The organism is Rodentibacter pneumotropicus DSM 21403 (assembly GCF_000379905.1).
Classification (GTDB): Bacteria; Pseudomonadota; Gammaproteobacteria; order Enterobacterales; family Pasteurellaceae; genus Rodentibacter; species Rodentibacter pneumotropicus.
Genome location: NZ_KB904061.1, coordinates 55,851 through 77,121, shown reverse-complemented (window position 1 = coordinate 77,121; position 21,271 = coordinate 55,851). Strand labels below are relative to the sequence as shown.

The 21,271-nt window shown below is 41.0% G+C and carries 7 protein-coding genes; 4 read left to right on the top strand and 3 right to left on the bottom strand.

The features are described from left to right. Positions 1–133: 133 nt before the first annotated feature. The 3 genes from A3GE_RS0110775 to ilvC form a co-directional block, all read right to left on the bottom strand. The gene (locus A3GE_RS0110775) at positions 134–1,510 is read right to left on the bottom strand and encodes a tyrosine phenol-lyase (protein WP_018357271.1); all 1,377 of its coding nucleotides are present in this window, start codon (positions 1,508–1,510) and stop codon (positions 134–136) included. Positions 1,511–1,824: 314 nt separating this feature from the next. Next, the gene (locus A3GE_RS11985) at positions 1,825–4,128 is read right to left on the bottom strand and encodes an autotransporter outer membrane beta-barrel domain-containing protein (protein ID WP_018357270.1); all 2,304 of its coding nucleotides are present in this window, start codon (positions 4,126–4,128) and stop codon (positions 1,825–1,827) included. A 69-nt stretch (positions 4,129–4,197) separates the two neighbouring features. Continuing rightward, entirely contained in the window at positions 4,198–5,676 is a 1,479-nt protein-coding gene (ilvC, locus tag A3GE_RS0110765) for a ketol-acid reductoisomerase (RefSeq protein ID WP_018357269.1), read from the bottom strand. Positions 5,677–5,911: 235 nt separating this feature from the next. Between ilvC and ilvY the strand changes: the two genes are divergently transcribed. The 4 genes from ilvY to A3GE_RS12150 all read left to right on the top strand — a co-directional run bounded on the left by ilvY (position 5,912) and on the right by A3GE_RS12150 (position 21,221). Then, positions 5,912–6,790 (top strand): HTH-type transcriptional activator IlvY, encoded by an 879-nt coding sequence (gene ilvY, locus A3GE_RS0110760; protein WP_026215487.1) that lies wholly within the window; start codon positions 5,912–5,914, stop codon positions 6,788–6,790. Between the two features lie 56 nt (positions 6,791–6,846). Next, a complete protein-coding gene (rarD, locus tag A3GE_RS0110755; protein ID WP_018357267.1) occupies positions 6,847–7,725 on the top strand; it encodes an EamA family transporter RarD in 879 nt (292 codons plus the stop codon). Continuing rightward, complete coding sequence (glpE, locus tag A3GE_RS0110750) at positions 7,725–8,042, top strand: thiosulfate sulfurtransferase GlpE (protein WP_018357266.1); 318 nt, start codon at positions 7,725–7,727, stop codon at positions 8,040–8,042. The genes rarD and glpE overlap by 1 nt, the downstream gene beginning before the upstream one ends. Before the next feature lie 375 nt (positions 8,043–8,417). Beyond that, a complete protein-coding gene (locus A3GE_RS12150; protein WP_018357264.1) occupies positions 8,418–21,221 on the top strand; it encodes a YadA-like family protein in 12,804 nt (4,267 codons plus the stop codon). The last annotated feature ends 50 nt before the right edge of the window (positions 21,222–21,271 follow it).

The following is a 21,271-nucleotide window of genomic DNA, read 5'->3' as shown; positions in this document are numbered from 1 at the left end:
CTTATTTTTATAGAAAGGCGAGTCACGTCCTTATTTGACAACACATCAAAAAAACAATGTCATTAGAATGTTTTCGCTTTAAGTTTGGACATAAAAAAGCTCCTACTCCATTACTGAAGTAGGAGCATTACACTTATTTTTGTTCAAAACGTGCGGTGAAGAAACGCAGCTGTTTTGGTTCATATACAAAACGAAGACCTTTAATATCTTCTTTGTGTTTGAACAAGTGGATAATACCCTCGGCAACAAGATCCATATGCGCATAGGTATAAACACGGCGAGGAATAGTGATACGCACAGTTTCTAATTTGGGATGATGATTTTCACCGGTTTTAATGTCGCGACCGGCAGAAATAATACCGCGTTCCATTGTACGTACACCACATTCAACATAAATAGCGGCTGCAAGGGCTTGTGCAGGGAAGTCTTCTTCTTGTTTTAAATGTGGGCAGAAACGGCGAGCATCTAAGAATACGGCATGACCGCCAATCGGTTCAACAATAGGCACACCGGCTGCTTTTAATTTTTCACCGAGGTAACGAACTTGTTTCACTCGATGTTCAATATATTCTTCCTGAGTTGCTTCTTTTAAGCCGATTGCCATCGCTTCCATATCGCGACCTGCCATACCGCCATAAGACGGCATACCTTCAAAGACCACCACCATTTCTTTTGATTTCATAAATAATTCTTCATCATTCATACATAAGAAACCGCCAATATTGGTTAAACAGTCTTTCTTGCCACTCATAGTACAGCCGTCGGCATAACTGAACATTTCATGAATAATTGATTTAATAGAGCGATCTTGATAGCCTTCCTCTTGTTCTTTAATGAAATAAGCGTTCTCAACACAGCGTGTCGCATCATAGAATACTTTAATATCGTGTTTTTTTGTTAATTCACGTACTGCTTTCATATTCGCGATAGAAACCGGTTGACCACCCGCAAGGTTTACTGTCACGGCTAAGCAAACATAAGCAATGTTTTCCGCACCCTTTTCATTGATCAAATTTTCCAGTTTTTTAAGATCAATATCTCCTTTAAATGGTATATTGAGCGTTGCATCATGTGCTTCATCACGAATGATGTCGTAGAAAATACCACCATTTGCTTCTTGGTGATAGCGGGTGGTTGTAAAGTACATATTACCGGGCACATACTGCCCGGGTTTAATTGCTATACGGGAAAGAATATTTTCCGCACCGCGTCCTTGATGGGTTGGTACAATATACTTAAAGCCAAATAATTCTTGCACGGTTTCCTGAAGATGGTAGAAGTTTCGGCTACCGGCATAGGCTTCATCACCTAACATAATGCCTGCCCATTGGCGATCACTCATTGCATTTGTGCCACTGTCGGTAAGCAGATCGATATATACATCTTTAGAATCAAGTAAGAAGGTATTGTATCCTGCTTCTTTCATCGCTTTTTCACGTTCGGTTTTCGGCAAAATAGAAACGGGTTCAACACTTTTAATGCGGAACGGTTCGGCGGGATAGTGTGCCATAATATTTCTCCTATAATAGTGAGTTAAAATTCTTTGTCTTTAATAACTCGTCCATCAACATCTATCATCGAGTTAAAATGATTTTAATAAAAAATTTTCAACTAAACTGTGATATTGATCTCAAATAATAAAAAATTATCAATAAATGTAAAAAAGAGTGCTGGTGACAATTTTTTAGCAAAATTGATACTGTGGTTATTTTTCAATTGATGATGAACCCCAACTGACAGCTAAATCGGGAAAGAAAAGGTGCTTTATTGAGAGAAAAAAGTGCGGTTAAAATTAACCGCACTTTTGTTTTAGGATTTTTCTGATTACCATTGATAGCGATATACCGCTTGGATTTGGTAAGGTTTGTCGTAACGTTTTCCGTCTGCACGGCTCACTTCTAAACCAAGACGATGGTTAGTGGCACCGGCATTCACACCTAAAACACTTTCAAAACGTCCACGGCTGTCTTCAACATTCAGTGCCGCGTTTGCATAATGAATTTTGCTGTTGTTATTGCGGCTGGTAATAGCATTAATTTCTGCATAAGGTTGTAAGTTCCAACCATTTGCAAGAGTGAAACTTTTCGCCACACGCAAGCCGACACGAGAGTAAACAGAAGAAAGGCTATCTTCATTTTTCTTACCTTGAATGTGCGTCCAGCCTAATTGCGCTTGTGGCGTGATGATCCAATCGTCGCTCAGTTTGAATTGTTTACCGAGCTCACTTGACAGCGTATAGGCATGGTAACGATGTTTTTCTGTGTGATCGGATTGGGCTTTCAAACGGCTATATTTCACAATGTTATCCACATAAATGCCGTTGTTGGCGAGATAAGTGGCGTATAAGCCCACGCTGTTACTGTGTACTTTACCATCACCGTAGTGACCATTGAAATCAACATTGGCTTGGCTGCGTCCGACAAATCCACCTAGGCGGAAATTATCATTTACAGTGGCATCCGCTCCCACTTGTAAGCTGTGAACACTTTGTTTAAAGCCGGAAGTTTGGCTATCACCGGTGGAAAGTGCGGTCAATTTTTCACGAGAATTCACATTGCGTACCCACACATTGCCTTTTTCGCCATTTTTTACCTCGCCTAAGCGTTGATGAATACCGCTAAGTTCGTTTTCTACAAGTAATAATTGAGCTTGGCGGAGTGAGACTTGTGCATTGGCTTTATTGGATAATAAAGCGGTTTGCGGTAAAGTTGGATTATTAGGTTGAATTGGGATAATTGGCGCAACAGGCATTGTCGGTATGCTTGGCCTTTCCGGCTGTACGCTAGGATTCGTTGGTGTTTTTGATTCGTCAGGTGTTGTAGGTGGCGTAACTGCACTTTGTGAATTCGCCAAGACCCAGTTATTCCCTTCTTTGGTTAGGAAATACTGATATGCACCTAAATCCACACGCTTATTAGGGTTGGTTAAGCTAAATGCCGCATTACCGCCATTGGTTTCTACAAGCGTGAGTTTTTTATTCGCAATCGCTACACCGTGATCTTTCACCCCTAGGGTGTGATTACCCTCAGCTGTGCCTTGCACAATAATTTTATCGCCTTTGTTTTCTGCGATATTGGTATTAAGGTTAAATGTGCCTGAGCCGGTGAGGTTGCCTTTGATGGTGAGGGTTTGGAAATCATCGGTTTGTTCCAAATTTATCACGCTATTGTTAAGTGCAAGATTTGTCACGCTGGAAGAATGTAATTCACTTTCCTCCTCTTCATCTTCATAAAAATATGGTTTGATTGTCCAAGTGGAATTCGTTAACGTTACGTTGAGCTGACTTTTATTATCCTCAACATTTATTAAACCGGTTAATTTACTATTACTGGCTGTGAACGTGATATTTTCAGTGATAGAAAAACTATCCACAATATCGGTTTCTGCTCTAATAATTCTAGGAGCATCGAATATTGAATTATTAATATTCACCCGGAATCGACCTTCAGTATTTTGATCGGCACTTGTAACCATTCCAAATAAAACTTCATCTGCTTTTAATGTAGAATTCGAAATATTAATACCTGAGCGGGTATTATTGTTGTCTGCATCGTAAAATACTGCATCTGCTCCATTGATTGCGGTAATTGTGACATTCTCCAAATTGGCAATGCTATTATTTTCTAATGATAAACCACTACCGGCTTCTCCACTGAGAGAAATGGTTGCATTTTTTACATTTAAAGTAGAATTATTTAAACGAAAGGCTTCACTTGTTTCTTGAGCGGTCTCTGTTTTATAGTGTCCCCCATTAATATTCACAGCCGAGTTTATTGCTTCAACTGCGACTTGGCTTATTTGTTTCGCTTCAATAAGCGTTGCGGATAAAGTTACATTATTGAGCTCTACATCAGAATTCATAATGTGGATACCTGAAAATATATCATTTGGAACAGAAATTTGGGTATTATTGACAACCGTATTTGGGCTATTTTCAATGTGGATTTTCCCGTATTTAGCGGGTTGATCGATTACACAGTTATTTAGCATAGCTCCATTTTGTCCGATAATCTCAACACGACTATTATTACAAGCCACTTCACCAGCCCAAGCCAAATTCACCATACTTAATGTGACTGCTACTAAACTCAGTTTAAAAGTGCGGTCATATTTCTTATTGTTTTTCATTTTTGGTTCCCCTAAATATAAAAAAGCCGATTTACAATTAAATCGGCTTAAATTTTAGCTGTTTAATAATTAACCTGCAACTGCGATACGTTTCATATCTGTCATATAGCCACGTAATTCTTGACCGATTAATTCAACCGGATGGTTACGGATCGCATCGTTTACATCACGTAAGGTGATATTGTCAATTTCAACGGTTGGGGTTGGTTCGCCCAAGTCACCTTTTTGCAGGGTTGGGATAATTTCTTTGGCAAGAATTGGGGTTGCTACATTAGAGAATAAATAGTTTCCGTATTCTGCGGTGTCAGAAATTACCACGTTCATTTCATATAAACGTTTACGCGCGATAGTATTCGCAATTAATGGTAACTCGTGAAGTGATTCGTAGTAAGCGGACTCTTCATAGATACCACTTTCTACCATGGCATCAAAGGCAAGCTCAACACCTGCTTTCACCATTGCGATCATTAGTACGCCGTTATCAAAATATTCTTGCTCGCTGATTTTGCCATCATATTTCGGTGCATTTTCAAAAGCGGTTTTGGCAGTGGCTTCACGCCATGCGAATAAATCTTTATCGCCGTTTGCCCAGTCTGCCATCATGGTTTCAGAGAAGTGACCGCTGATAATGTCATCCATATGTTTGTAGTATAAGAAACCGAGTTTTTCCTTAATTTGTTCGGCAAGCTCAAAGGCGCGTAATTTTGCACTGTTGGACAAGCGATCCATCATTAACGTGATACCGCCCTGTTTTAAGGCTTCAGTGATAGTTTCCCAGCCGTATTGGATTAATTTTCCGGCGTAGGCTGGATCTTTGCCGTCTGCCACTAATTTATCGTAGCACACGATAGAACCGGCTTGTAACATACCGCAAAGAATGGTTTGCTCACCCATTAAGTCGGATTTTACTTCTGCTACGAATGAAGACTCTAACACACCCGCACGATGACCGCCTGTCGCAGCTGCCCATGCTTTAGCAATGGCCATACCCTCGCCCTTCGGGTCATTTTCAGGGTGAACGGCAATTAATGTTGGCACACCGAAACCACGTTTATACTCTTCACGCACTTCTGTACCCGGACATTTTGGAGCGACCATCACAACAGTTAAATCAGGGCGAATTTGCTCACCTTGTTCAACGATGTTGAAACCGTGGGAATAGCCGAATGCCGCACCTTGTTTCATTAATGGCATTACATCTGCCACTACTTTTGAGTGTTGTTTGTCCGGCGTGAGGTTTACCACTAAATCGGCTGTTGGGATTAATTCTTGGTAAGTGCCGACTTTGAAACCGTTTTCCGTTGCACGTTGAAATGAGGCGCGTTTCTCCGCAATGGCTTCAGGGCGTAAGGCATAGCTTACATCTAAACCGGAATCACGCATATTTAAACCTTGGTTTAAACCTTGCGCTCCACAGCCCACAATGACAATTTTTTTATTTTTTAAGAAGTTTGCTTCATCTGCAAATTCTTCACGATCCATAAAACGACAACGACCTAATTGGTCTAATTTTTGACGTAAATTCAATGTGTTGAAATAGTTAGCCATATATTTTCCTTAATTTTTTCAGGGTGAATAATTGTATGAGGTTGTGTTTGCATCGCTTTTATTATGAATGGGATTATAAGGTTTTTTGTGATTGCGTAAAGTGATATTATAGGAATGATTTATTTCATTTTTTGCAATTATGGGGTGTGTTTTCTTTGCCTACTTTCTTTTACACAAGTAAAAGAAAGTGGGTCGCCGTCAGGCGAAATCTGACTTTAATAAAACCGGAATTATTATGGACTTCACTGATCTCAACTTATTCATAAAACTAGCAGAAACCAAAAACTTCGCCAAAACCGCCACCCAAAACCATATGTCGCCTTCAACGCTTTCCCGTCAAATTCAACGTATGGAAGAGGAACTTGGGAAAATCCTTTTTATTCGTGATAATCGCCAAGTGAATCTCACTGAATATGGTGAGATGTTTCTCCAATTTGCTAAGGCTGAATGGCAAAACTGGCAACAATTTAAACAGCAACTCAATGATGAGTTGGATGAATTGAGTGGTGAGCTCAAACTGTTTTGTTCGGTAACGGCATCATATAGCCATTTGCCACAGGTGTTAAAACAGTTTCGCCAACGTTATCCTAAAGTGGAAATTCAGCTCACCACCGGTGATCCTGCGTTAGCCTTGGAATTAGTGCAAAGTCAGCAAGCGGATATTGCCCTTGCCGGAAAACCGAATAATCTGCCTGCAAGTGTGGTATTTCATAAAATTGACGATATTCACCTTTCATTAATTGCACCACGTGTTGCCTGTTTGGCAACGCAATTATTGCAAGAGAAACCCATTAATTGGCAACAAATGCCTTTTATTTTTCCTGTTGAGGGGCAGGCAAGGCAACGGATTGAGCAATGGTTACGTGAAAAGCAAATTAAACATCCGAAAATTTATGCCACAGTGGCTGGGCATGAAGGCATTGTACCGATGGTGGGGCTAGGCTTTGGTCTGGCAATGTTGCCCGATGCAGTGATTGATAACAGCCCGATGCGTGATCAAATTTCCCACTTGAATTTAGATGTTCCTGTTGCGCCTTTTGAATTGGGGATTTATACGCAGAAAAGGAATTTAGTCCAACCCTTAATTCGTGCGTTTTGGGCAATGTTGGAATAGAATGGTGCGACAGTGCAGGTAAAAAACAAAATGTCCACAGACCCTAAGGATTTCCTATGTTAAAAGGTATTCTCGTTTCACTCTTAGCCTCTTTTTTGTTTGGGTATATGTATTATTTTTCCACTTTACTTAAACCTTTAAGCGGTACGGATATCTTTGGGTATCGAATGATTTTTACGTTTCCCTTTGTGGTGTTAGCCGTATTGATGTTCAAACAAAAAAATGTTTTGATTCAACGTTTAAAACACCTTCAAAAACGACCGCACTTTGCCCTTTCCTATATCTTTTGTGGGGCATTAATGGGCTTTCAAATGTGGTTATTTTTATGGGCGCCGAATAATGGGAGTTCACTGAGCGTTTCTTTTGGCTATTTATTGCTGCCTATTGTGATGGTGGCTGCAGGGCGATTAATTTTTAAAGAACGGATTTCCACTTTTAAATTTATTGCTGTGTTAATTGCCACTCTTGGTGTGATTTCAAATATCGTGATCAAAGGCGGATTATCTTGGGAAGCCATTGTCATTTGTGTGGGTTATACCTCGTATTTTTCTATTCGAAAAGCGTTGAAAAATACCGATCTTGCCTCTTTTTGTCTCGAAATGCTCAGTTTAATCCCTATTAGCATTTACTTTGCCTTACAAACGGATTTTATTGTGGTGGAACAAAGCAATTCGAATATTTGGGCGTTATTGGTGCTGCTTGGTTTGATTAGCGGTACGGCATTAATCGCTTATGTGATTGCCAGCAATATGCTGCCGATGAATTTACTCGGGCTATTGGGCTATGTAGAAACCATTATGATGGTGTTTGTTTCGTTTTTTATCGGCGAAAAAATTGATGGGGAAAGTTACCCGCTTTTTATTTGTTTAGTGTTGGCGATGAGCCTTGTGATTATTGACGGCGTGTATAAACAGCACGCAAAAGGATCTTTATAATGTCGTTTAAAGAAATTACCCCTCAACAAGCGTGGGAAATGATGCAGCAAGGGGCAATACTTGCCGATGTGCGCGATGCACAGCGTTATACCTATTCACACCCAAAGGATGCCTTTCATTTAACCAATCAAACCTTTTTACAATTTGAGGAATTAGTGGATTTTGATTCTCCAATCATTATTATTTGCTATCACGGTATAAGTAGCCGTAACGTAGCAGAATTTTTAGCGAAACAAGGTTATGAAAATGTCTATAGCATAGTTGGCGGATTTGATAGTTGGATGAGATCTGACTTGCCGATTAAAATAGAGTATTAAAAGTGGTATATATAAATTTTGAAATTGTTTAATTAAGTGTTGTTTTTATATTTTTAAGATGTAACATCTTGATTTATTTATTTATTTATTTATTTATTTATTTATTTATTTATTTATTTATTTATTTATTTATTTATTTATTTATTTANATTTATTTATTTATTTATTTATTTATTTATTTATTTATTTATTTATTTATTTATTTATTTATTTATTTATTTATTTAATTTACATTTCCTTTACAAAAAATAGGTTGTTTTTGCAACAAACTTTAAGATAGAATCCGGCAATTTTTATACTCTAGGAGTATAGAAATGAGCTTAACTATAATTGACTTTAGGTCGATTTGGATGACATTGATGAAAAGGAAATCACATGAATAAAATATTTAAAGTAATTTGGAACCAATCAATTAGCGCTTGGGTGGCTGTATCTGAGTTAGCGAAAGGGTATAGTAAATCAACGTTGAATAATCAATTGGTAGATAAGGATAGTATAACGGCGTCGGTTAAAAACACGAGTTTTATACTTTCTAAAATATCCCTTGGATTAATTACTCTTTTGGCGGCTGATGTTGTTTTGGCGAGTCAAGTTGGTAATAGGGCAGATAGGGGAGATCCTAAAACGATTGTTATTGGTGAAGGGGAAGATTTTACTGGTTTACCTGCATTCACATATTCTAATACGACAGCTTCAAGTGATCCCCATCAGGTTTCGCCTAATGAGCATTCTATTGCAATTGGAGGGTCTGCAACGGTTTGGAATAAACAAAACAGTATTGCATTAGGACATAATGCCGTTGTTTGGGATAACTATCCTACAGGAAAGTCTCCTCAGGCAGGTAGTATTGCATTAGGTGCTCACTCTGTTGCCGAACCGACAAATACTGGAAATACAACTAAATCAATAGAGATTGGTGGGGTAGAATATACTTTTGCTGGACAACCTGGTGACCACACTCCTGTGCTTTCGATTGGTTCAGGGAGTTCTTATAAAGGTACTCGAACAACAAGAGGTCAAACTCTTACTCGTGACTATCAATACCGTCAAATTCAAAATGTAGCGGCGGGGTCTATTTCCAATACATCAACAGATGCAATCAATGGCTCACAACTTTATGCCGTAGTGAGGGCTTTAGATAATGTAAGTAGTGGTTTAACCGATTTTGTAGTAGGGGCGGATAAAAATCATAATGCTACGGGTATTAATGTCACTAAAGATGCAAAACGTTTTGATATCATTAGTGGTAACGAAACCTATCTTACCACTGCAGTGGATGGAACCAGTATAAAAGTTGATTTATCACAAAAGTCTAAAGATGCTATTGATAATGTGAGCAAAAATGCGCAAAACATTACTAAAAATGCGCAAAATATTACCAATAATGCACAGAATATTACTAAAAATGCTCAGAATATCACCAAAAATGCAGGGGATATTGCCAAAGGTTTTGGCTTAAAAGCACAAGATAATCAGACGGTTAATAAAAAATTAGGTGAGTATGTCGATGTTATTGGTGGCAATAGCAACATTAATACCAAGGTTAATAATGGAAAAATTCAGATCAACTTAAATAATAGTTTGGATTTGGGTAATAACGGAAATGTAAAACTTGGCAATACCAATCTGAACAGTACAGGTTTAACCATTAGCAATGGCCCAAGTGTAACTACTACTGGAATTAATGCGGGCAATAAGAAAATTACCAATGTGTCTAACGGTACGGTAGAGGCGAATAGCAAAGACGCAGTAAACGGTAGCCAGCTTTACGCAACCAATCAAAATGTGACGAACCTTAACACAGAAGTGAATAAGGGGTGGAATATCACGACCTCTAAATCTGGTACGGGTAATGTAAGTGGTAATAATTTAACTAAAGTTGCAATGGGAGACACTGTTATTATTGATGCGGGTAATAACATCAATATCACTCAATCGGGTAAAAAAGTAACTATTGCTACCTCTTCTACGCCTAATTTTAGTAGTGTTAATACCGGTAATTTAACCGTTAGACCAAACGGCAATGTGAATTTTGGTGGTAATGTTTTAGCGAATATTGGTGCGCCGGTTAACGACAATGATGCGACAACCAAAAAATATGTTGATTCCGGTCGTACCACGGTAAATTCCACAGATAAAAGTGTAAATGTCACAAAGAGCGGTCAAAATCCGGCGAATTATGATCTTTCAGTGAATATGACCAAAGTTGCCAATGACGTGAAATTAAAATATTCAGGTGATAATAATACACAGGGTGAAAATTCACTGAGTAATCGCGTTAATTTTAAAGGTTCTGATTTAATCACTACGAAAGCGGAAAATGGCAAGGTTTCTTTTGATTTAAGTGACAAAGCAACCTTTGGTTTAAATACGCAAAGTGGCAATATTAGCAAAAAGGTGGGGAATACCATTGATATTGAGGGTAATAACTCGAATATTAACACCCTCGTTGATAATGGTAAGGTTAAAGTTAATTTAAACAACACCCTAAATCTCACCGATGCAGGTAGTGTCAAACTAGGCGATACCGTATTAAACAGCACTGGTTTAACCATTAATAATGGACCTAAAGTTACCAAAGAAGGTATCAACGCAGGTGATAAGAAAATCACTAACGTCGCGAATGGTACAAACGGTACTGATGCGGTGAACTTAAGTCAATTAAACGCATCAGCGGCAGCTTCAAAAACTGAAGTGAAAGCAGGTAATAACGTTAATGTTACTGAAGCCAAAGGGGCTAATAATCAGACTATTTACACGGTAAATGCCGATAAATCTACGGTAACCAATGGGTCTGACAAAGTAAAAGTAACGGAGACAGTTGGTGCAAATAATGTAACAAATTACTCGGTTGATCTTTCTGATGATGCAAAAAATCAGCTTAAAAAAGAAGAAAGTGTTAATTCAACCACTTCTAATTTAATTGTTACTCAAAATACAACAAATGATACTGGCGGTAAAAATTATTCTGTCACTCTAAACAATACTCTTGATTTAACAAATGCAGGTAGTGTTAAGTTAGGCGATACAATGTTAAACAGCACCGGTTTAACCATTAATGGTGGCCCTAAAGTCGTTAAAGACGGTATTGATGCGGGTAATAAAAAAATTACTAATGTGTCTGAGGGTGACCTTTCTAATACCAGTAAAGATGCGGTAAATGGCAGCCAACTTTATGCAACTAACCAAAATGTAACTAATATCAGTAATGAAGTAGCGAAAGGTTGGAATCTCACCACATCTAAATCAGGAACAGGTAATGTTTCTAATAATACAACTGAAAAAGTTGCGATGGGTGAAACGGTTACTATTGAAGCGGGCGACAATATTAATATTACTCAAGCCGCTAAGAAAGTGACTATTGCCACTTCATTAACGCCTAACTTTACTTCTGTGGATACGGGAAATTTAACGGTTAGAGGCGGCGGAAAAGTTGATTTCGGCGGTAATAACATTACTAATGTTGGTGCGCCGGTTTCAGATAATGACGCGACAACCAAAAAATATGTGGACGATGGCCGTACGACAGTGAATTCCACAGATAAAAGTGTAAATGTCACAAAGAGCGGTCAAAATCCGGCGAATTATGATCTTTCAGTGAATATGACCAAAGTTGCCAATGATGTGAACTTAAAATATAGCGCAGACAATGGTAACGGTACGAATAAACTTTCAGAGGAAGTGAAATTCAAAGGTTCTGACTATATCAATACCACAGCGAAAAATGGTGAAATTGGTTTTGACTTAAGCCAAGCGGCAAAAGACAAGTTAGATAATGCCGTACAAAATTTCACGGTGGGTGCGGACAAAAATAATCAAGCAACCGGTTTAAATATTACCAACGGTGGACGTTTTGATATTGTTGGTAAGGAAAATAATTATATTGAAACAGCCGTAGAAGGTAGCAACATCACTGTTGGTTTAAATGCCAATGCGACGGAAGCGATTGAAAAAGCCCATAAAGGCTTTAGCTTGAAAGCAGAAGATGGCAATAACATCACCCATCAATTAGGCGAGCCAATTGAAGTTGTTGGGGGAAATAGTAATCTCAATACGACTGTTGCCGATGGCAAGGTGAAAATCAATCTGAATAACACGCTTGATCTTACCAACGCAGGCAGTGTTAAGCTTGGCGATACCACATTAAATAATAGTGGTCTAACTATTAATAACGGACCAAGTGTAACCAAAGATGGTATCAATGCAGGTAATAAGACTATCACTAACGTAGCAAACGGTACGAATGGCACGGATGCGGTGAACCTTGACCAATTAAATGCCTCTATTTCAACAGAAAAAGTGGTGAAAAAAGCGGATGAGGACAACATTGCGACAGTAACAACGCAATCAGGAAAAAATGCCGGTGAGAAAGGTGAAACCTATGAAGTCAGCGTATCGAAAAATGCTGTAAAAGATGCGTCACGTGAAGCAGTGAAAGTAGCAGGTACAGACGCTATTACTGTGACATCAAAAGAAGATCAGACAAACCACACAACGACTTATGAAGTTGCTTATAACGGGACTAAAGCGGCAGAAGTGACAAACATCACTTATAAAGCGAATGGTGCGAATGGGCAAAGCGTAAGCTTGAAAGATGGCTTGAACTTTGTAAATGGTACTTATACCACTGCATCAGTAGGCGCGAACGGTGAAGTGAAATACGATGTTAATGTAGGTAGTATTACAAATAATGCAGACGGAAAAACCGGCGTTCCGGGCGTTAATGGAAAAGATGGCTTAGCGACAGTGCAAACTGTGGTTGATGCAATCAACAATAGCGGTTGGCTAGCGAACGCAACCTCTTCAGCGGGTGGTTCGGTTGATGGCGCATCGACAGCAACGAAAGTGAAACCGGGTTCGGTGGTGAACTTTGATGCAGGTAAAAACCTAACGGTTAAACAAACGCTTGATGGAGATAACCATACTTACACTTATTCTTTAGATAAAGACATTGAAGTAGAGGCTGTAGTTGTAACCGGTAAAGACGGAAAAGACGGCAAAATCGGCTTAAATGGTAAAGATGGCACTAACGGTAAAGACGGAACAAGCCGAGTAGATATCAAGGTAGAGAAAGGTGTAGACGGTGTTGATGGTAAGAATGGAGCAGATGGCATTTCACGTATTGTTTACGAAGATGGCAAAGGTAACCATACAGTAGCGACCTTGGAAGACGGCTTGAAGTTCAAAGGCGATGACAGTAGCGTGATTGCGAAGAAACTGAACGAGACGTTAGATATCACCGGTGGTGCGGATAAAGATAAGCTTACAGACAATAACATTGGTGTGAATAATAACAATGGTACGTTGGAAGTGAAATTATCGAAAGATCTGAACTTGACTGCTAACGGTAGTGTAGTAATAGGCAACACGACGTTGAACAATGATGGTTTAACCATCAAAGACGGTCCAAGTGTAACGCAAGGCGGCATTAATGCGGGTGGTAAACAGATCACCAATGTAGCGAATGGTACGAACGGCACGGATGCAGTGAACCTTGACCAATTAAATGCTTCAACGGCGGCATCAAAAACCGAAGTGAAAGCGGGTAATAATGTCAACGTGACCCGTGAGACGGGAGCGGAAGGTCAAACGGTTTACACTGTGAATGCGAATACCAGCACGGTAAGTAACGGTTCAGGCAAAATTAAAGTTACGCCGACAGATAAAGGCAACAATGTGACTGATTACGCAGTGGACTTATCGGATGAAGCGAAAGAGCAGCTTGCAAAAGAAGAGAGTGTAAACGCAACAGGTTCAAATGTTATCGTTACTGAAAACGGTGTAAATAATACGGGTGGTAAAAACTATTCTGTTCAGTTAAACAACACCTTGAACCTAAGTGACACAGGAAGTGTAACGATTGGTGATACCGTATTAAATGGTAGTGGTTTAACCATCAATAACGGTCCGAGTATGACCAAAGACGGTATTAATGCAGGTGATAAGAAAATTACTAATGTCTCAGAAGGTACCCTTTCAGCGGACAGTAAAGATGCGGTAAACGGTAGTCAGTTGTATGCTGCGGCACAAAATATCACCAATATCACCAATGAAGTGGCGAAAGGCTGGAACATTACGACTTCACAATCAGGTACGGGTAATGTGAGTGGAACCACCCTTGAGCAAATTAACATGGGTGAGACGGTGACGATTGATGCGGGCAATAACATCAACATTACTCAAACCAATGGTACGATTAGTATTTCTACATCGGATACACCGACCTTTGCGAATGTAACAGTTGGTAAAGACGGAAAAGATGGCATTGATGGCACGATTGGTGTGAACGGCAAAGATGGTGCTTCAGTGGTTATCAACGGAAAAGACGGTTCAATAAGCTTAACCGGCCCGAAAGGTGCAGACGGCAAAGATGGTGCGAATGCAACGATTACGGTAGGAAAAGGACCGGTAGGCGTTGATGGTACGGATGGTAAAGACGGTAAAGATGGAATGACCCGTATTGTTTATGAAGATAAGAACGGTACGAACCATACTGTAGCAACGTTGGAAGACGGCTTGAAGTTTGTTGGCGATGACGGTAAAGAGATTGCGAAGAAGCTGAACGAGACGTTAAATATCACCGGTGGTGCGGATAAAGATAAACTTACAGACAATAACATTGGTGTGAATAACAACAATGGTACGTTGGAAGTGAAACTCTCGAACACGCTGAACTTAACTGATACAGGTAGCGTAACGCTAGGTGATACGTTATTAAACAGTAGTGGTTTAACGATCACTAATGGACCGAGTATAACGACAGGCGGAATTAACGCAGGTGGTAAACAGATCACCAATGTAGCGAATGGTACGAACGGCACGGATGCAGTGAACCTTGACCAATTAAATGCGTCAACGGCAGCCTCAAAAACCGAAGTGAAAGCGGGTAATAATGTTAACGTGGCCAGTGAGATGGGAGCGGAAGGTCAAACGGTTTACACGGTAAATGCGAACACCAGTACGGTAAGTAACGGTTCAAGTAGCATTAAGGTGAGTCCAACGGATAAAGGTAACAATGTGACTGATTACGCAGTGGACTTATCGGATGAAGCGAAGGCACAGCTTGCGAAAGAAGAAAGCGTTAATGCAACAGGTTCAAATGTTATCGTTACTGAAAACGGTACAAATGACACAGGCGGTAAGAACTACTCTGTTTCATTAAATAACACCTTAGATCTTACAACTGCAGGTAGTGTGACATTAGGTGATACTGTATTGAATAGCACTGGCTTAACCATTAATAATGGTCCGAGTATGACAACAGGCGGCATTAATGCAGGTGATAAGAAAATCACGAATGTCTCAGAGGGTGCCCTTTCAGCGGACAGTAAAGATGCGGTAAACGGTAGTCAGTTATATGCGACTAACCAAAACGTGACCAATATTAGCAATGAAGTGGCGAAAGGTTGGAACTTGACCACTGCACAATCCGGTACGGGTAAAGTTAGCGGCAATACGACTGAAAAAGTGGCAATGGGTGAAACCGTGACCATTGAAGCGGGTGATAATATCAATATCACTCAAAGTGGTAAGAAAGTGACGATTGCGACTTCCAACAATATTACTGTGGGCGCAGCCGGTAAAGACGGTCAAGATGGTGTTGATGGCACGATTGGTGTGAACGGCAAAGACGGTTCTGCGGTGGTCATTAACGGTAAAGACGGCTCTATCGGTTTAACCGGCCCGAAAGGTGCAGACGGTAAAAATGGTGCTGGTATTGCCTTAAATGGCAAAGACGGCACAATCGGCATTAACGGTAAAGACGGCGCATCGGCAAACTTCACCGTTGCAAACGGTACGGGTACGTTAGATACAGATGATAAAGGCGGTAAAGGCATTGAGCGTTTAGTGTACAACACGACTAATACGGACGGCTCAACCACCACCCGTGAAATCGCAACCAAAGATGATGGCTTGAAGTTCAAAGGCGATAACGGTAAAGAGATTGCGAAGAAACTCGGTGAAACCTTGAATATTATCGGCGGTGTAAGTGAAGAAGCGAAACTGACCGACAATAATATCGGGGTGATCAACAAAGACGGCAACCTCACGGTGAAATTAGCCAAAGATCTGAACTTAACCGAGAACGGCAGTGTGGCGATCGGAAATGTTACCCTCAGCAAAGACGGGTTCAATGCCGGTAATACCACCATTACTAACGTCACCAGCAATTTAGATCCTGTGGCGAATAACACCACCTCTAATCCGGATAGTACGGGTAATAAGTATGCGAATGTGACAAACAACGCAGCAACAGTCGGTGATGTGTTAAATGCAGGTTGGAATTTGCAGAATAACGGTCAAGCAGTGGATTTTGTTACCCACGGTAATACGGTGAACTTCAAAAATGGTCAAGGTGTGAAAGTAGGTACAACCTACAATAACACAACAGGCACTACCGACATTACCTTTAACACAACCAACAGCTATGTGGACGATAAAGGTAATGCGACGGCTGAGCCAACCAATAAAGTAAAATTTATCGGTGGCAATGCGTCAGCACCGGTTGCGATTACCAATGTGGACAGCGGAGTATTACCAAATAATGCCATTGTACCGGCAGGTCAAACCTTTAATGATGTGTTAAACAACCTCTCCGGCGAGGCGTTGAATAATGTTGTAAATGCGGGGGATTTGAAAAACGCGACCAAAGACATTACCAACAGCACATTAAATGCGGTTGGCTTTACACTGGCATCCAAAGCTGTAATGGATACTAACGGTCAATCCAGTGTGAAAGACGGGTTATCTGAGGCAGACAAACGTCTAACCAATAACGAAACCTTCACCTTAGATGCCGGCAATAATGTTCGCATTAAACAAATTGAAAATGGCTATGAAGTCTCTACTGCAGAAAATGTCACTTTCACCAACATCACTGTAGGTAAAGACGGCAAGGACGGCGTTGATGGCACAATCGGTGTGAACGGTAAGGATGGCGCATCTGTTGTGATTAACGGCAAAGACGGTTCTATTGGCTTAACGGGTCCGAAAGGCGAAAATGGTAAAGACGGTGCTTCAGCCAACTTCACTGTGGTAAACGGTACAGGCACGTTAGATGAAACAGGTAAAGGCAAAGAAGGCATTACTCGCTTAGTGTACAACACCACCAATACCGATGGTTCAACTACTACCCGTGAAATTGCCACTAAAGATGACGGCTTGAAATTCAAAGGCGATAATGGTGACGAGATTGCGAAGAAACTCGGTGAAACCTTGAATATCACCGGCGGATTAACGGACAGCAATAAACTGACCGATAACAACCTCGGTGTGGTGAATCAAGCGGGCAGTTTAGTCGTTAAATTAGCAAAAGATCTTAACTTAACGAAAGACGGTAGCTTAACAATCGGCAATACCACCTTGAATGACAACGGTTTCACCCTAGTTGGTGGGCCAAATGTCACAACAAGCGGTATTGATGCGGGTGATAAGAAAATTACTAATGTTGCAGACGGTAATGTCAGCAATAACAGTAAAGACGCAATTAACGGCGGTCAGCTCTACACAGCGATCACCAATAGCGGCTTTAACCTCACCACTAAATCAGTGGCAGGCACAAACGGTCAAGCCAGCGCAGACGGTCTGTCTGATGAAGATAAACGTTTAGCAAATAACGAAACCTTCACGCTAGATGCCGGTAACAATCTTGTGATCAAGCAAATTGCAAACGGCTACGAGATTGCGACCTCAAACAACATCACTGTTGGTGCAGCGGGTAAAGACGGTAAGGACGGCGTGGATGGCTCAATCGGCGTAAACGGTAAAGACGGATCATCTGTCGTGATTAACGGAAAAGACGGCTCAATCGGCTTAACCGGTCCGAAAGGCGCAGATGGTAAAGACGGCGTATCTGCTAATATCTCTGTGAAAGACGGTGCGAAAGGCCTTGACGGTAACGATGGCAAAAACGGTGAAAGTAAAACCCGTATTGAGTATGTTAAACCAAACGGTGAGACAGAAACGATTGCAACCTTGAACGATGGCTTGAAATTTAAAGGCGATGATGGCAAGGAAATTGCGAAGAAACTCAACGAAACGTTAAACATCACAGGCGGAGCGGATAAAGATAAGCTTACAGACGGCAACATTGGTGTGAATAACAACAATGGTACGTTGGAAGTGAAATTATCGAAAGATCTGAACCTAACCGAAAACGGTAGCTTAGCAATTGGCAATGTGACTATTAACAAAGATGGTTTCAATGCAGGTAATACAACTATTACTAATGTAAAAGGTAACTTAGACAATGTAACAAATGACACCAAGTCTAATCCGGATACAGCAGGTAATAAATACCAAAACATCACTAATAACGCGGCGACGGTGGGCGATATCTTGAATGCCGGTTGGAACTTACAAAACAACGGTCAAGCGGTTGATTTTGTAACGCACGGTAATACGGTGAACTTTAATAACGGTACAGGTGTATCAGTCAATGCAGTTTATGACAATGCAACAGGCACAACCAACATTACCTTTAACACTACAAACAGCTATGTAGATAATAATGGTGCATTAACCAACGTGCCGAGTGACACGGTGAAATTTATCGGCGAAAATGCTTCCGCACCGGTATTAATTACCAATGTGGATAGCGGCGTATTACCACACGGTATCTTGATTTCAGGTAACGCCACTTTCAATGACGTATTGAATAACATTACCGGCGATGCGTTGAAGAATGCCGTGAATGTGGGCGATTTGAAATATGCGACCAAAGATATCACCAACACTACCTTAAGTGCGGTCGGATTTGCGCTGAAATCTGTAAAAGTAGTGGGCTCTAACGGTGTGGTTGAGACGTCTGACGACTTGAGCGAAGAAGGTAAACGTTTAACCAACAACGAAACGTTCAACCTCAATGCGGGTAATAACATTGTGATTAAACAAATCAACAATGGTTATGAAATTGCAACCTCAAATAACATCACGGTTGGTAAAGACGGCAAAGACGGTGTGGACGGTAAGATTGGCGTGAACGGTAAAGACGGTGCGTCTGTGGTCTTAAATGGTAAAGACGGTTCAATCGGCTTAACCGGTCCAAGAGGCGCTGACGGCAAAGATGGTGCATCAGTCAATATTACTGTTGCTAACGGTACCGGTACCTTAGATGCCGACGATAAAGGCGGTAAAGGCATTGAGCGTTTGGTTTACAACACGACCAATACAGACGGTTCAACCACGACTCGTGAAATCGCAACCAAAGATGACGGCTTGAAGTTCAAAGGCGACAATGGTAAGGAAATTGCGAAGAAATTGGGTGAAACCCTGAATATTACCGGCGGTGTAACGGATACAACCAAACTTACCAACGATAATATCGGTGTTACCAATGAAAACGGCAACTTATCCGTTAAATTGAGCAAAGATCTGAACCTCACCAAAGACGGTAGCGTGACTATCGGCAACACCACCCTCAATGATAAAGGGTTAACCATTGCCGGTGGACCAAGTGTTACTATTGACGGTATCAATGCAGGGAATAAACGGATCACCAATGTTGCGGACGGTGTGAATGCAACGGATGCGGTTAATCTTTCCCAGCTAAATACAAGTATGGCGGCAGCGAAAACAGAAGTCACGGCTGGTAAGAACGTGAATGTGACAAGTAGCACAGGAGCTAACAATCAAACCATTTATACCATTAATGCAGAAAAATCTGTGGTTAAAGGTTCTGATAGCGTGAAAGTGACAGCGAATCGTGATGACGCAAACTTCACGACGACCTATGACATCGATCTTTCCGATGAAATGAAAAAACAGATTGCGAAAGAAGAAAGTGTCAGCGAAGGTGATACAAACGTGAAAGTGGTTGCAAACGGTACTAACGCTTCCGGCGGTAAAGACTTTGCGGTCAGCCTCAATAAAGATCTGAACCTGACTAAAGACGGTAGTGTAACCATTGGCGGAACGACGTTGAAAGACGGCAACTTAACAATGGGTAACACCACAGTCGGCAACGATGGTCTTACCATCAAAGACGGCCCATCCATCACCCAAAACGGTATTGATGCCGGTAATAAAGTGGTGAACAATGTGGCAGATGGGGATATTAGCCCGAACAGCAAACAAGCGATCAATGGTGGTCAGCTCCATACAGCGATTACAAACAGCGGCTTTAATCTTGCGACTAATGGTCAAGATACGGCGACGGATAAGCGGATCAACAATAACGAAACCTTTAACCTCAACCAAGGTAACAATATTGTTGTGAAACAGATCGATAACGGTTACGAAATTTCAACGGGTAACAACTTAGTTATCGGTGAAAAAGGCGAACCGGGTAAAGACGGTCAGCCGGGCAAAGATGGTGTTGACGGTTCAGTCGGTGTAAACGGCAAAGACGGATCATCTGTTGTAATCAACGGTAAAGACGGCTCAATCGGCTTAACCGGTCCAAGAGGTGCTGACGGCAAAGATAGTGCGTCTGCCAACATTAGTGTGAAAAATGGCACTAAAGGCCTGGACGGTAATGACGGTAAAGATGGTGCAAGTAAAACGCGTATTGTTTACGAAAAACCAAATGGTCAAACCGAAGAAGTGGCAACCTTAAATGACGGCTTGAAGTTCAAAGGTGATGACGGTAAAGAAATTGCTAAGAAACTGAACGAGACGTTAAACATCACGGGTGGTGCAAACGGTAAATTAACCGATAAGAACATTGGTGTTGTTAACGAAGGCGGTAACCTAACAGTGAAATTAGCTGAAAATATCACTTTAGGGGATAATGGTAGCGTGAATATCGGTAATACCACGGTTAATAATGATGGTTTAACTATTAATGGCGGACCAAGCGTAACGACTAGTGGTATCAATGCCGGTAACAAAATCATTAGCAATGTTGCACCGGGTGTGAAACCGACAGATGCTGTGAATAAAGCCCAGTTAGATCAGGTTCGTGGAGATGTCTATAACGTCAATAACCGTGTTGATAAATTGGATAAACGCGTTCGTGGAATTGGTGCAAATGCTGCAGCCGCTGCGTCATTACCACAGGTAATGTTGCCGGGTAAATCAATGGTTGCCGCAGCAGCAGGCGGATATAGCGGTGCATCAGCGGTTGCATTGGGTTACTCAAGAGCCAGTGATAACGGTAAGGTTATCTTGAAATTAACCGGTACGGCTAACTCTGTAGGTCACTACTCCGGTGGCGTGGGGGTAGGTTACCAGTGGTAATCTCTACTCGGTGAAGTCATTAAGTTTCTTAACTTAATTAAACATCATTA

Excerpts from the sequence above, each read along its gene's own strand:
- A3GE_RS0110775 (WP_018357271.1), bottom strand. The coding sequence starts at position 1,510 with ATGGCACACTATCCCGCCGAACCGTTCCGCATTAAAAGTGTTGAACCC.
- A3GE_RS11985 (WP_018357270.1), bottom strand. The coding sequence starts at position 4,128 with ATGAAAAACAATAAGAAATATGACCGCACTTTTAAACTGAGTTTAGTA.
- ilvC (WP_018357269.1), bottom strand. The coding sequence starts at position 5,676 with ATGGCTAACTATTTCAACACATTGAATTTACGTCAAAAATTAGACCAA.
- ilvY (WP_026215487.1), top strand. The coding sequence starts at position 5,912 with ATGGACTTCACTGATCTCAACTTATTCATAAAACTAGCAGAAACCAAA.
- rarD (WP_018357267.1), top strand. The coding sequence starts at position 6,847 with ATGTTAAAAGGTATTCTCGTTTCACTCTTAGCCTCTTTTTTGTTTGGG.
- glpE (WP_018357266.1), top strand. The coding sequence starts at position 7,725 with ATGTCGTTTAAAGAAATTACCCCTCAACAAGCGTGGGAAATGATGCAG.
- A3GE_RS12150 (WP_018357264.1), top strand. The coding sequence starts at position 8,418 with ATGAATAAAATATTTAAAGTAATTTGGAACCAATCAATTAGCGCTTGG.